The 14,596-nt window shown below is 30.8% G+C and carries 14 protein-coding genes; all 14 read left to right on the forward strand.

Going from position 1 to position 14,596, the window contains the following annotated elements:
- Nucleotides 1-2: 2 nt before the first annotated feature.
- The 14 genes from AB0T67_RS02665 to AB0T67_RS02730 all read left to right on the forward strand — a co-directional run bounded on the left by AB0T67_RS02665 (nucleotide 3) and on the right by AB0T67_RS02730 (nucleotide 14,584).
- Nucleotides 3-935, forward strand: a complete 933-nt coding sequence (locus tag AB0T67_RS02665) for a sirohydrochlorin chelatase (RefSeq protein WP_101907196.1) — start codon at nucleotides 3-5, stop codon at nucleotides 933-935.
- The gene (gene cobI / locus AB0T67_RS02670; RefSeq protein ID WP_369219033.1) at nucleotides 932-1,642 is read left to right on the forward strand and encodes a precorrin-2 C(20)-methyltransferase; all 711 of its coding nucleotides are present in this window, start codon (nucleotides 932-934) and stop codon (nucleotides 1,640-1,642) included. Before AB0T67_RS02665 ends, cobI begins: the two co-directional genes overlap by 4 nt.
- A complete protein-coding gene (gene cobJ / locus AB0T67_RS02675) occupies nucleotides 1,639-3,015 on the forward strand; it encodes a precorrin-3B C(17)-methyltransferase (RefSeq protein WP_369219034.1) in 1,377 nt (458 codons plus the stop codon). The genes cobI and cobJ overlap by 4 nt, the downstream gene beginning before the upstream one ends.
- Nucleotides 3,016-3,018: 3 nt before the next feature.
- Nucleotides 3,019-3,660 (forward strand): 5,6-dimethylbenzimidazole synthase, encoded by a 642-nt coding sequence (gene bluB, locus AB0T67_RS02680; protein ID WP_369219035.1) that lies wholly within the window; start codon nucleotides 3,019-3,021, stop codon nucleotides 3,658-3,660.
- The gene (gene cbiE, locus AB0T67_RS02685) at nucleotides 3,661-4,860 is read left to right on the forward strand and encodes a precorrin-6y C5,15-methyltransferase (decarboxylating) subunit CbiE (protein ID WP_369219036.1); all 1,200 of its coding nucleotides are present in this window, start codon (nucleotides 3,661-3,663) and stop codon (nucleotides 4,858-4,860) included.
- A complete protein-coding gene (gene cobM / locus AB0T67_RS02690; protein WP_369219037.1) occupies nucleotides 4,861-6,702 on the forward strand; it encodes a precorrin-4 C(11)-methyltransferase in 1,842 nt (613 codons plus the stop codon).
- Between the two features lie 142 nt (nucleotides 6,703-6,844).
- Nucleotides 6,845-7,606, forward strand: coding sequence for a precorrin-6A/cobalt-precorrin-6A reductase (locus AB0T67_RS02695; protein WP_369219038.1), 762 nt, complete (start codon nucleotides 6,845-6,847; stop codon nucleotides 7,604-7,606).
- Nucleotides 7,603-8,688, forward strand: a complete 1,086-nt coding sequence (gene cbiD / locus AB0T67_RS02700; protein WP_369219039.1) for a cobalt-precorrin-5B (C(1))-methyltransferase CbiD — start codon at nucleotides 7,603-7,605, stop codon at nucleotides 8,686-8,688. The genes AB0T67_RS02695 and cbiD overlap by 4 nt, the downstream gene beginning before the upstream one ends.
- A complete protein-coding gene (locus AB0T67_RS02705; protein WP_369219040.1) occupies nucleotides 8,685-9,401 on the forward strand; it encodes a hypothetical protein in 717 nt (238 codons plus the stop codon). Before cbiD ends, AB0T67_RS02705 begins: the two co-directional genes overlap by 4 nt.
- Nucleotides 9,401-11,056: an AAA family ATPase gene (locus AB0T67_RS02710; RefSeq protein ID WP_369219041.1), complete on the forward strand. Its 1,656-nt coding sequence runs from the start codon at nucleotides 9,401-9,403 to the stop codon at nucleotides 11,054-11,056. The genes AB0T67_RS02705 and AB0T67_RS02710 overlap by 1 nt, the downstream gene beginning before the upstream one ends.
- A gap of 11 nt (nucleotides 11,057-11,067) precedes the next feature.
- The gene (locus AB0T67_RS02715; RefSeq protein WP_369219042.1) at nucleotides 11,068-12,384 is read left to right on the forward strand and encodes a cobyrinate a,c-diamide synthase; all 1,317 of its coding nucleotides are present in this window, start codon (nucleotides 11,068-11,070) and stop codon (nucleotides 12,382-12,384) included.
- Nucleotides 12,381-12,971: a cob(I)yrinic acid a,c-diamide adenosyltransferase gene (locus tag AB0T67_RS02720; protein ID WP_369219043.1), complete on the forward strand. Its 591-nt coding sequence runs from the start codon at nucleotides 12,381-12,383 to the stop codon at nucleotides 12,969-12,971. Before AB0T67_RS02715 ends, AB0T67_RS02720 begins: the two co-directional genes overlap by 4 nt.
- A 35-nt stretch (nucleotides 12,972-13,006) precedes the next feature.
- A complete protein-coding gene (gene cobW / locus AB0T67_RS02725; RefSeq protein ID WP_369219044.1) occupies nucleotides 13,007-14,071 on the forward strand; it encodes a cobalamin biosynthesis protein CobW in 1,065 nt (354 codons plus the stop codon).
- 3 nt (nucleotides 14,072-14,074) lie between these two features.
- Nucleotides 14,075-14,584: a DUF6933 domain-containing protein gene (locus AB0T67_RS02730; protein WP_101907207.1), complete on the forward strand. Its 510-nt coding sequence runs from the start codon at nucleotides 14,075-14,077 to the stop codon at nucleotides 14,582-14,584.
- The last annotated feature ends 12 nt before the right edge of the window (nucleotides 14,585-14,596 follow it).

The following is a 14,596-nucleotide window of genomic DNA, read 5'->3' on the forward strand; positions in this document are numbered from 1 at the left end:
CAATGAAAAAAGGAATTTTACTTTGCGGACATGGTAGCAGAACCAAAACAGGAACTGATGCTTTTAAACAATTAGTTGAAGCCTTACAGGCTCGTTATACTGATTATGAAGTGGATTATGGATTTTTAGAATTCAATCATCCTGTGTATGAAGCTTCTATTGAACGTATGTATCAAAAAGGAATTCGTGAAATTTATGCTTTGCCGATTATTCTTTTTGCAGGTTCTCACGCCAAAAATGATATTCCGTATGAAATGAATACCATACAGAGTTATTATAGCGATTTAACCATAAAAATGGGAAAACATCTTGGTGTGAATTCATTTTTATTAGAATTAGCTCAAAAAAGAATTTTAGAAGAAGAAAGCAAACATCCTGTTATTGATAGAAAAGATGTTTGTTTAATGGTGGTTGGACGAGGAACTACAGATACTGATGCCAATTCTGATGTACACAAATTAGCGTGTATGTTAGGCGAAGGAATGGGATTTGGTTTTACAACAGTTGCATATAGCGGAACAGCATATCCGACGGTTACTAAAAGTTTAGAGCTAACAAGTAAAATGGAATTTAAACGAACTATTGCGATTCCGTTTTTCTTTTTCACAGGGATTCTTTTAGAACGTATTTATAATCAAATTCGCACTTTTGATGAAACCTCTCCTTTCGAACACATATATACTGATGCTTTTGGTAGCGATGAATTAATTTTAAAAGCTTTTGATGAACGTTTAGATGAAACCATCAACGGTACAGCAAATATGAATTGCCAATTATGTAAATATAGAAAACAAATTGTTGGTTTAGAAGATGAAGTTGGTAAAGAACAAGTTGGACATCATTTAGGTGTAAAAGGTGTTTTATTTGAAGAGGATGAAAAAGTTGGAGAGAAAAGTAATGTATTTACTAAAATTAAAAAAGGTTTAGGAATATGATAACGGGTAAAATATATGGTGTTTCGTTAGGAACTGGTGATGCTGATTTAATTACCTTAAAGGGATTAAAAAGTTTACAGCAAGCTGATAAAATATATTATCCAGGTTCGTTATTTAAAGATGGTAGAAAAATAAGTTATTCACGTACTATTTTAAATAATTATAATTTAGATGCTAATAAACTAGTTGGTTTTTATCTAAAGATGGATTTAGAAAGAGTTCAAGCTAAAGAAGTTTACGAAACTACTTTTCAACAAATTTTAAGCGATTATAAAAATGGTTTATCAATAGCCATTGTTAGTGAAGGCGATATTAGTACGTACAGCTCTTTTTCTTATCTATTAGAAAAAATTAAAAAACAGCAATTAAAAATCGATTTAATTCCTGGAATTACTTCTTACTTACATTTATCATCAGAAAGTCAAATTCCTTTGTGTTTGCAAAATGAAAAAGTAACCGTTATTCCTCGCATCCAAAGTAAAGAAGAATTACAAGAAGCTATTGATAATTTTGATACTGTTGTTTTAATGAAAATTATATCGGTTGTTGATATAATTACCGCTGTAATTGACACTCAAAAACATAGCGTCACCTATGCCGAACGCCTAGGAACTGACCAACAATTTATAACCAATAACTGGGATACAGCCAGTAAAAGAGAAACTCCTTATTTTTCTCTTATCATTATTAAAAAAATAAAAAAATGAAAATAACCGTTGCGGGATTAGGTCCTGGAGATATAGATTATATGTTACCCGTTGTTAAAAATGCGTTGCAAAAAGCTGATGTTGTTATTGGGTACGACTATTATTTTCAATTTGGAAAATCGTTATTTAAAGAAGATGCCGAATTAATTTCGATGCCTTTAGGAAAAGAAGAGGCAAGAGCTCACAAGGCTGTTGAAAAAGCGAAAGAAGATAAATATGTAGTCGTTATTGGTTCTGGTGATGCCAGTATTTATGCAATGGCTGCTATTGTTTACGAAGTTGTATCGAAAGGAAATCATGATGATATTGAGTTAGAAACCTTACCTGGTGTTTCTGCTTTTTTAGCTGCGGGAAGTAAATTAGGTGCGCCGTTAGGACACGATTTTTGTTGTATTTCATTGTCAGATTTAATGACTCCTTGGAACAAAATAGAACAAAGAATTAAGGCTGCCGCAATGGGCGATTTTGTAACTAGTTTATACAATCCGAAAAGTAAAAAAAGACATTGGCAATTAGGTCGATTACAAAAAATATTTTTAGAAAAACGCTCTCCCTCTACTCCTGTTGCAATTATTAGACACGTAACTCGCCCAGAAGAAGAATGCAAAATTACCACTTTAGGAGAGTTTAATCCTGAAGATGTAGACATGTTTTGTTTGGTGATGATTGGAAATTCGCAAACATATCGTTTTAAAGATTATTTAGTAACTCCAAGAGGTTATTTAAATCGAAAACCACATACAGGAAAAGAAATTCAACAAGAAAGTTTTAGAATTGTTACCGAACATATTAAAGATTTATCTTTTGCGATTGCTGATAAATGGGCAATAACAAGAGTTATTCATACCACAGGAATTTTAGAGGATTTCAACCATTATTCGGCAACGCCAAATGCAATTGAAAACTGGTATGAACATCTTAAAAATGGTGGCGAAATTGTAACCGATGTTACCATGGTAAAAGCTGGAATTACAAAGGCTTTTACAAAAGAATACGGCAATCAAATACATTGTTTATTAAATGATGAAGATTCACAATTATTAGCAACTTCAGAAAATATTACACGTTCTCAAGCAGGAATTAGAAAAGCTATTGAAAAATATCCAAATGCTTTATATGTTGTTGGAAATGCTCCGACTGCTTTGTTCGAAATTGTAGAGCAAATAAGAGATAACGACACTTTTAAACCTGCTGGAGTTGTTGGCGTACCTGTTGGTTTTGTCAATGTTTTGGAAGCAAAAGAGCAGTTATCGCAAACAAAAAAAACAAATTGGGTGGTTATAGAAGGTAACAGAGGCGGAAGTAATGTTGCCGCAGCTATTGTTAATGCTGCATTTACGTTACCAGAATCTTCAATTTATTTTAATTCTTAAATGATGAACAAATTTACTCCAAAAAACATTGAAACCCTCGAGCAAATAATACTTGCACGTAGAGATGTTAGAGGAAATCGGTTTATAAATACGCCTATATCTAAAGAACATTTAGATAAAATTCTATTTGCTGGAGTAAATGCGCCTTCTGTTGGATTTTCTCAACCATGGGAATTTGTTGTTATCAAAGATTTAGAAATCAGAAATAAAATTAAAGATAGTTTTTTTGAAGAAAATGAAAAAGCTAAAATTCTTTTCGAAGGAAAAAAAGCAGACGCATACACTCAATTAAAATTAGAAGGTATTGTAGAATCTGCATTAAATATCGCTGTTTTTTACAAACCAAGTGAACATCCTGTTTTAGGGCAAACTTCTATGAAAGAAGCAGGTGTTTATTCGGTGGTTTGTGCTATTCAAAATATGTGGTTAATGGCAAGGGCGTTAAATGTGGGTTTAGGTTGGGTTAGTATTTTAAATGCGAACAAAGTTAAAACCATATTAAACGCTCCTAAAGACAGACAATTAATAGGTTATTTGTGTTTAGGTCATGTCGATAAATTTTATGAGAACCCAGAATTAGAACGTTTAAAATGGGAAAAGCGTAAAAACATAAATGATGTTGTTATTAAAGAATCTTATCAATAAATGAATAAAATTCAAAAACATATCGACTTTCATTTAATTGGAATCAGCAATCATCCAACGCCAAAATTCAATGATGATGTCTTGGGATTAATTCAAGAATCGACTGTTTTTTCTGGCGGAAAACGTCATTATGAATTGGTAAAATCATACTTACCAAAAAACCATACTTGGATTGAAATTTCAGGAAAAATGGATTTTCTTATCAATCAATATAAAAAAATTGATACGACTATTGTAGTTTTCGCCTCTGGAGATCCTTTTTTCTATGGATTCGGAAATACGTTACAACGTTTATTACCAAACACACAATTAAAAGCAACGCCTTATTTTAACAGTATTCAGTTGTTATGTCATAAAACACAAACAAATTATAATGCTTTAAAATCGGTATCTGTTCACGGTAGAGATTGGTCAGCTTTAGATGAAGCTTTAATTAATCAAAATGAATTAATTGGCGTATTAACAGATGCTAAAAAAACACCTTGCGAAATTGCAAAACGTTTGTTAAAATATGGTTTTGATAATTATTCAATCACCGTTGGCGAAGCTTTAGATGGAAATGAAGAACATATTCAAACGCTTGATTTAGCAACTTGTACTAAAAAATTACATAACAATTTAAATTGTGTTTTATTAAAGCAAATTACGCCAAAAAATAAGCCTTTTGGAATTGCTGATGATGCTTTTATTCCTTTACCGAATCGGGCAAATATGATTACTAAAATGCCTATCCGATTGAGTACAATAAACGCTTTACAATTGCAAAATAAAACTGTTTTTTGGGATATTGGAGCTTGTACAGGTTCGGTCGCTATTGAAGTAAAACAACATTTCCCACATTTAAAAATAGTCGCTTTTGAAAAACGAACTGTATGCGAAAATATAATTCAGCAAAATACAGAACGCTTCTCTACCCCTGGGATTACTATTATTATTGATGATTTTTTCAACCTAAATCTTAAAGAATTTCCTGTTCCTGATGTTGTATTTATTGGCGGTCACGGAGGGAGATTAAAAGAATTGATTTATCTAATTCATCAATTAAATCCGAAAACTAGACTAGTAACTAATGCTGTAAAACAAAATAGCACCAATATATTTATAAAAGAGCTTACTACATTAAATTATACTATAAATACAAGTGTGATTCAAGTAAACGAACATAACAAAATTAGCATTCATTCAGCAGAAAAAATATAAATGAAAAAAATAGCCATTATAGCAGTTACTGAAAAAGGATTAGAAAAAGCCCTTATCATTCAGAAAGAATTTCCAAAATCATTGGTCATAACAACCTTACAATCTAGTAATGGGAATGTTTCGACTATTGCATCTATTTCAGACTATTTAACCGATAATTTTTCAAAGTTAGATGGTATTTGTTTTGTAACCGCATTAGGTATTTGTGTGCGATTAATTGCACCATATATTCAAGATAAAAATACCGACCCTGCAGTTATTTCTGTAGATGATTTAGGTTTAAATGTACAATCAGTATTGAGCGGACATAAAGGAGGAGCAAATGATTTCGCTTTAAAAGTTTCGGCTGTTTTAGGTGCAAATCCAATTATATCTACATCTAGCGATGTTCAAAATATTTGGGCTTTAGATACGCTTGGAAATCAATTTGACTGGCAAACAGAAAGTTCTTTATCAATAACTAAAACAATGGCGTTGTTTGTGAATAATAAACCAACCGCTTTACTTTTAGATATTAAAGATAAAGGAACACAGCATTTAGAAAAAACAGCACCTAATTTTGTAACTGTTTTTTATGATGAAAAAGAGATTGATTACACGCAATTTGAATTATTTATTGCTGTTAGTTACAAAATATACAAAGCAAAAATTCCTAGTTTATTTTTAATTCCAAAAGTACTTTCAGTTGGTTCGGGATGTTCTAAAGAATTAAATTTTACTATTTTTCAAAAAACATTCAAAACTAAATTAGCTAACGAAGGATTGCATTTTTCAGCAATCAAAAATTTTGGTTCTATTGATATTAAAGCAAATCAGCAAGCATATTTAGATTTTAGTGAAGTCAATAATATTCCTTTCAGTACGTTTACTTCGAATGAAATAAATACGATTTCAATACCAAATCCTAGTGAAATGGTACAATCTAAAATTGGTGTCGCAGGAGTTTCAGAATCTTGTGCAATGTTACTTTCTGGAAATAATGAGTTGCTTGTTGAAAAGCAAAAAATTCATATTGAAAATAGTGAGAAATTTACATTTTCTGTTTCTTTAGATGCGAAAGTTGTTCGTAAAACTGCTGTTGCTATTATTGGTGCAGGTCCTGGTGATTCATCATTAATTACCGTAAAAGGAAAGGAATATTTAGAAGCAGCTGATTGTGTTTTATATGCAGGAAGTTTAATTCCTGAAGAAATGACCAATTGGTGTAAACCTTCTGCTGTGGTTCGAAATTCTGCAATGATGACCTTGGAAGAACAAGTTTCATTAATGCAAGAACATTATAAAAAAGGAAATTCAATTGTGCGTTTACAATGTGGTGATCCTTCTTTATACGGAGCAATTCAAGAACAAATGACCATTTTTGACGAGTTAAATATGGAGTATTTTATTGTTCCTGGAATTTCTTCATTTAGTGCTGCCGCAGCGGTTTTAAAATCAGAATTTACCATTCCTGAAGTTGTACAATCTATTGTATTAACTCGTGGCGAAGGAAAAACACCAATGCCATCAAAAGAAAGTATTTCTGCATTTGCTGCTACTAATTCAACAATGTGTATCTTTTTAAGTGCAGGAATTGCATCAAAAGTACAAGCGCAATTATTAGAACATTTTGATGCCGATACTCCAGTTGCTGTGATGTACAGAATTACTTGGAAAGATGAAGAAATTTATCAAGGGAAATTAGAAAACCTTGCCGAAATTGTAAAAAAGAGTAAAAAAACAAGAACTGTATTAATTGTTGTTGGTAGTGCTATTGGAGCTCGTAAAAACAGATCGCAATTATACAATCCTGAATGGAAACATATTTTTAGAACTAACAAGAAATTTGTAGTTACTGAGTAAGTTACACTACCGTCATGCTGAATTTATTTCAGCATCGCATAACTGTGGCAAATCATAATGAGAACCTGAAATAAATTCAGGTTGACGGATTCTATACTATTTTTAATATGGAATTTAGTAAGTAAAATAAAAAAAGATAAAAATGATACTTGTATTTGGAGGAACAACAGAAGGTAAAAAAGTAGCAGCCTTGCTTCAAAGCGAAGCTATGCCTTTTGTATATTCAACAAAAACAAGTATCTCTTTTAAAGAAACTCAAATTGCCAGTTACAGATATGGTGCGTTAACGGAAAAAGATTTAGAAAATTATCTAATCAAAAATAAAATACAGACTATTATAAATGCCTCGCACCCTTTTGCTGAAATTTTACACAAAACTATTGCAAAAGTTGCCGAAAGTTTGCAAATTCCTGTAATGCGTTTTGGAAGAAAATTACTTTCAAAAACCATAAATCCATCAATATTTTACGTAAATAATTATGATGATGCTTTGAATTTATTATCCTCAGAAAAAATAGTATTGGCATTAACAGGTGTTCAATCTATTAAAAAACTGAAACCTTGGTGGCTAAAAAATACCACTTATTTTAGAATTTTAAACAGACCTGAATCTTTAGCAATTGCAACTAAAAGTAATTTCCCTAAAAATCAATTAATTTTAGAATTTCCTTCTTCTGATTTAGAAAAAGAAATTTCGATTATCAAAAAAAATAAAATTGATATTATTTTAACTAAAGAAACAGGAAGCAGCGGTTTTTTAAACACTAAAATTGAAACAGCATTAAAAACTGACACACAAATAATAATTATCAAACAACCCGAAATTCCGAAGTATTTTAAAATAGTTTTTAATGAAATTGAACTAATTAAAGAATTAGCTACTCTAAAAAACTCAAAAACATGAGTTTAAGAGAAATTCCAAAAGGACCTTTACGAGATGGGTTTACAACAGGAACTTGTGCAACCGCTGCGGCAAAATCTGGATTGATGGCAATTATTCATCAGAAAAAAAATACTACCGTAAAAGTTCATTTGCCGATTGATAAAATAATAGAAATCCCTATTCATCATTGTGAATTTACCCAAAACACGGCTAAATGTTCGGTTATTAAAGATGCTGGAGATGATCCTGATGTTACAAATGGTGCTGAAATAGGTTGTGTTTTAAAATTAACTCAAAAAAAAGGTATTCAGTTTTTTGCGGGAGAAGGCGTTGGAACAGTTACTCTTAAAGGTTTAGAATTAGCAATTGGAGAACCTGCAATTAATCCTGTTCCTAGAAAAATGATAAGCAGTGCAATTCAAAAACTGTTACATGATTACGATTTAGAATGTGGTGTTTCGGTTACTGTTTATGTTGTCGATGGAAAAAAATTAGCCAAGCGTACGCTTAATGAACGTGTTGGAATTATGAATGGATTATCTATTTTAGGAACAACAGGAATTGTAAAACCATATTCATCATCATCATATATTGCAAGTATTGAGCAAGGAATTGATGTTGCTATTGCAAATAATATTTCCGAATTAGTAATTAATTCAGGCGCAAGAAGTGAAAAGTTTTTATCTGATAAATTTAGTCATTTACCCGAATATGCTTTTATTCATTATGGAAACTGGATTGGTGAAACACTTACGAAAGTAAATCAATGTGCTATAAAAAAAGTTAGCATTGGAATTATGCTAGGAAAAGCAGTAAAATTAGCTGGCGGAATTACTGATACACATAGTTGTGTGTCTAGCTGGAATAAAGATTTTGTAGTAAAATTAGCGAAAGAAGTTGGTTTTTACGATGCTGATAAAATTAAAGAATTAAACATGGCTGGGCGGTTAATTGAGTTATTTGAGTTTGAACAAAACTCGCCATTTTTTCAATTATTATTGGCGCATTGTTACCAACATACGCATACAAAAATTAAACATGTAGACTTAAATATTTACCTAATTCACAAAAACGGAACACTTATTAAATATATTAAAAAATGACAATAGTATCTTTAGTTAGACCTTTAATGGCGGGAATTTTACATTCTTTTGAGCCTGACCATGTAACCGCAGTTTCAGTTTTAGCTACTGAAAATGCTATCAATAAACAAAAAGTGAGCTTTAAAACTGTTTTTAAAGCATCACAATGGGCATTTGGGCACTCTGTAACTTTATTACTTTTCGGAGGATTTGCACTGCTTTTTAAAAGTATGGCGACTTTATTTATACATGATATTTCTTTTTATGCAGAATTTGCCGTTGGTCCTATTATGATTTGGCTAGGAATTGTAGCCATCAAAAGAAATCATCAAATTAATGAGATGGTTAAAAACCATAAAAAAATTGAAGCTCACGAACACGACCTTTCTAATCCGATACATTTACACGGAACTAAAGGCGAAGAAATTGCTGTAAATCCGATGAATAAATCATTTTGGATTGGAATGTTACACGGTTTAGCAGGTACAGGTGGCGCACTAACTTCCGCATTAGTTTTAAGTAGCGATACCGTAAGTGAAGCAATTCTTATTCTTGCTGTAGAATCTTTAGGAATTATTGTAGCAATGGGTGTTTATAGTTATGTTTTAATTTATGTAATGAGTCGTTTTTTAGAACGAAACTTAGCTATTTTTAAATGGATGAACGGTGTTGCAGGAGTTGCATCGGCAATTATCGGACTTGTATGGTTGTATAATAGTATTTCGGCTTTATAATGGAAAATAAAAAACAACACCACTTCCCTTTTTCGGCAATCGTTGGACAAGATAATTTTAAATTAGCCTTAATTTTAAATTTGGTCGATCCGCTTATTGGCGGCGTATTAGCCATCGGCGATAAAGGAACAGGAAAAACCACTTTAATACGTTCGTTAACTAGCCTAATGGAAAATCAACAAAAACACCCTTTTGTTAATTTACCTATTGGTGTTTCTGAAGATAGACTTCTTGGAAGTATCGATTTAGAGCAATTGATAAATGCTAAAAAAGAAGTTGTTAACCTGGGATTAATGGCACAAGCACATCAAGGTATTTTGTATGTTGATGAAGTTAATTTATTACAAGATTATCTTACTGATATTTTATTAGATGCCGCTGCTTCTGGAAGTTATTTTTTAGAAAGAGAAGGTATTTCTCGTTCTTTTAAAAGTAGATTTTGCTTAGTCGGTTCTATGAATCCTGAAGAAGGAAGTTTAAGACCACAACTAAAAGATCGTTTTGGTTTAAGTGTACATATTACAACACCTACGGATGTAAAAATTCGTCAAAAAATAATTAAACAACGTTTTTTGTTTGATGATTCACCTATCGCTTTTATCGATGCTTATAAAAGTAAAGATGCTACAATCGCTAAACAAATAATCAAGGCAAAAGAGGTTTTATTATCGATAAAAATAACCGATGAAATTATAGAATATTGTAGTGAATTAGCAGTTTTACATCAAGTAGAAGGACTCCGTGCCGATATTTTATTAGTAAAAACTGCTAGAGCTTTTACGGCTTATCAAAATACTTCAGAAATCACAAAAAAAGACGTAGATACTATTGCCGATTTCGTGTTAAATCATCGAAGTTTAAATAATGATGCGCCTAATCAACAAAATCCGCCTGATAATTCACCTGAAAACAAAGACGAACAACCGCCTGAAAATCCTTCTGAAACAAACGTATCAAAAGAAGAAAAAGTAGCGCTTTTAATTCCGAAGAATAAATTTCATAAGCAAAAAAAAAGTACTAAAAACACTCAAGAAAATGGTGTTCATTCAGTTAAAAATTCAACAGGAAATATCACAATAACAGATACAAAAAAAACAGTCGGACAATATTTAGCCACCGATAAATTCGACTTAAAAACCAAACGAAAAAGTACACTTTTAAAACAGCATCATATTTTTTTAATAGATTCTAGCGGTTCTATGTTAAAAAATCAAATTATTGCGTATGCAAAAGGAAGCGTACATAAAATAGCCGAAAATTCTAAAAATCAAAATACACAATTTTCTATTATTTCGTTATTTGATGGAGATGCAGAATTAATTTTAAATCAAACTCCAATTTTAGCTGATGTTGAAATAGCGTTAAAAAATCTTAAAACAGGCGGAAAAACAAATTTAAATGCAGGTTTTAAATTGATAAAAAGAAATTGTTCTAATATCGATTTTAATCATAATCTTCATATTATTACTGATGGAAAATTAAACGCAGAAAATAATTTAGAAGATACCGTATTATCTTTTCAAACCTATTGCAAAGGAATTGATAAAACACAAATTATTGATGCCGAAAAAGGAATTGTAAAAATTGGAGAAGCCAAAGAACTTGCAAACAGCATTAATGCTAATTATGAAATTTTAATTACTGAAAACCTATAAATTTTATTTTTTTGACCAAACAACTCATCATATCAGCCCCGAGTAGTAATGCAGGTAAAACAACACTTACCTTAGGATTATTACGTTTATTCAAACGAAAAAATTACGTTGTTCAACCTTTTAAAGTTGGTCCTGATTATATCGACCCAAAATTTCATCAATTGGCTTGTAACAAAGTTGGTGTAAATTTAGATTTATTTATGATGCCTCAAAATGACATAAATAACAACTTACATTTTTACGGAAAAGATGCAGAAATTAACTGTATTGAAGGTGTTATGGGCTTATTCGATGGCGCAAAAAAAGACAAAGGAAGTACCGCCGAAATGGCTAAAAAGCTAAAAACACCCGTTTTAATGGTGATTGATGCCAAAGCGGTTGCATATTCTGTTGCACCACTAATTCAGGGTTTTGTTAATTTTGATAAAGAAGTTCAAATAATGGGCGTTGTTTTTAATCGTGTTGGTTCTGAAAGACATTATACGATGTTAAAAGAAGCTTGTGATGATATTAACGTACACTGTTTTGGTTATTTATCAAATTTAAAAAACATCGAAATTCCTTCGAGACATTTAGGTTTGAATATTCAAGAAATTGAAAAATTTGATACTGTTATCAATCAAATTGCCGATGAACTAGAAAAAACAATCGATTGGAAAGCTATTTTAAAAGCTTCCAAAGAAATTAAACAAGTAAGTGTTTCATCAGAAAAAATAATTCAGCCTAAAAAAATAAAATTTGCAATAGCTAAAGATGAAGCTTTTAATTTTATGTATCCTCAAAATATTTCGGCAATGAAAACATTAGGAACTGTTGAATTTTTCAGTCCTATAAAAGATGCTGAAATTCCTGATTGCGATTTTATATATTTTGCTGGAGGATATCCTGAATCGTATTTAAAAGAATTATCTTCTAATACAAAAATGCTTGCTAGTATTAAAAAATTCGCAGAAAATAACGGGCAAATTTATGCAGAATGTGGCGGAATGATGTACTTAGGAAAAATGATTATATCAGAAAATAATACCGCTTTTAAAATGGTAGGAATTTTTGATTTTGATGCAACAATTGCTGATAAAAAATTGCATTTAGGATATCGAACTTCTAAACTTAATAATCATATTTTTAAAGGACACGAATTTCATTATTCGAGCTTAATAAACGATACTGAAATACCTATCAACGCAACAATTACAAATGCTAGAGATGGGAATACTACTACTAAAATTTATAAAAAAAATAAAGTAATGGCTTCTTATGTACATCATTATTTTGGTACATCAGAAATACTTTTACAATTGATTAACGAAATAAATAATACTATATGAAAATTTACACAAGAAAAGGAGACAAAGGTACAACTGGCGTTTTTGGAGGAAAAAGAGAGTTTAAAAACTCAGTAAGAATTGAATGTATCGGAACTTTAGACGAAGTAAATTCTACCATAGGATTGATGCGTTCTAAACTAGGAAACGACCACGAATGGCAACCAAATTTACACCGTATTCAAAAAGATATGATGAATATGATGTCGCATTTAGCACGTCCGTCAGATTCTAAAAAAATAAATCCAAATCCTGAACCTAAAGATGGTGCTGATTTCTGTGAAGTTTGGATGGATGAAATGGAAGAAAATATCAGTTCTCCTTCTGATTATTTTTTATTGCCTGGAGGAAATGAAATATCGGCACTTTGCCACGTTTGTAGAACACAAATGAGAAGAGGTGAACGACAATTAGTTACCTTAATGCAAGAAGATCCTGAATGTGTACACGATTATATTATGAGTTATGTAAACAGAATGTCTGATTTATTTTTCACCATGGCAAGAGCCGAAATGGATAAACACGGTGTTGCTGAAGAAAAATGGAATCTATTTTTATACAAAAGAAAGAAGAAAGCAGCGACTAAATAATACATTAAAAAACTCATCAAACAAAATTAAAAAAAATGAATAAGAAAATACCAATTACCATAGTTACAGGATTTTTAGGCGTAGGAAAAACAACCTTAGTACATAATATGTTAAAAAATGCCAATGGAAAACGCATCGCTGTTTTAGTCAATGAATTTGGTGAAGTTGATGTAGATGGACAATTAATTGCATCATCAGAATGTGATGATGATGGTTGTAACTTAATTCAATTACCTAACGGATGTATCTGTTGTACGGTTCAAGAAGAATTTTTACCATCGATGTTACAATTACTAGAGCGTAAAGATGAAATTGACCATATTGTTATTGAAACATCAGGTTTATCAATGCCTAAACCTTTAGTAAAAGCCGTAAACTGGCCAGACTTAAAACCTCATATTACTATTGATGCAGTTATTACTGTAGTTGATGCTGTAGGAATTGCAACTGGCGAAATATGCGATAGAGAACGTGTGCAAAAACAACGTTTAGCAGATGATTCTTTAGATCATGAAACACCTATTGAAGAGTTATTTTTAGATCAATTAGCTTGTGCCGATTTAGTTTTAGTTAGTAAAAGAGATTTAATTGATGATGAAAAATTTGAAGAAGTTACTAAAGTAATTATAGATAAAGCAAGACCAAATACTAAAATTGTTCCTGTTATAAATGGTGAATTAGATAATACCTTATTATTAGGTGTCGGAGCTTCTGCCGAAGATGATTTAGAGAATCGTCATTCTATTCATGAAGAGCATCATAAATCTGGAAATCATCATCACCATAACGATGATATTAAAACAATTTTATTAGAATATTCTGAAACTGCTGACATTAAAGCTTTAGTAAAAGATTTAAAAGTACTTACAGAACAACACGAAATTTATAGAATTAAAGGTTTTGTAAATATTCCGAACAAGCCAATGCGTATGGTTTTACAAGGTGTAGGTTCTCGTTTCGATTATTATTTTGAAAGACTTTGGGGTGATAATGAAAAACGAAAAACAAGTTTAGTTGTTATTGGTAAAAATATTGAACTAACTAAAAATAACGAAGTGATTACTCATGTTCATAGTCACGGACATTCTCACGCACATTAACAGATGACAAATATTTTCACAACAAAAAAACTAGAGAAAATAATCCATAAAAAAATTGAAGACAAGGCTTTAATTTATGAAAATGACCTTGGAAGTTGGAATGCTAATGTTTTTTATATTGCTAAAAAAAAGTGTATTCTTTTTGTTAATTCTAAGACTTTTTTTTCAGTAATAATTCCTCGTTTCTCTGTGAAAGATATTAATAATCTTGATACATTATTTATTGACAATTTACATCAGCAATTATTATTTGAAAAAATAGCGATTGATTATGAAGTAATCTCTTCAAAAATTGGTAAAATAGCATTTAATTCAACAAATAATAACAGAAAAAGTATTGGTATTCTTAATTATAATATTGATAAGCTAAATTATTTTAAATATGAATATTCTATTTTTAATTCTTCTGTAATCAGAGAAATGACAAATAAATTAAACAAAACCCCTTTTAAACAATTAGGTTGGAAAAACCCATCTAAAGAAATGATTTCTTTATTAAATAACAATATCTAATTGTAATCTGTC

The organism is Tenacibaculum salmonis (genome assembly GCF_041053065.1).
Classification (GTDB): Bacteria; Bacteroidota; Bacteroidia; order Flavobacteriales; family Flavobacteriaceae; genus Polaribacter; species Polaribacter pacificus_A.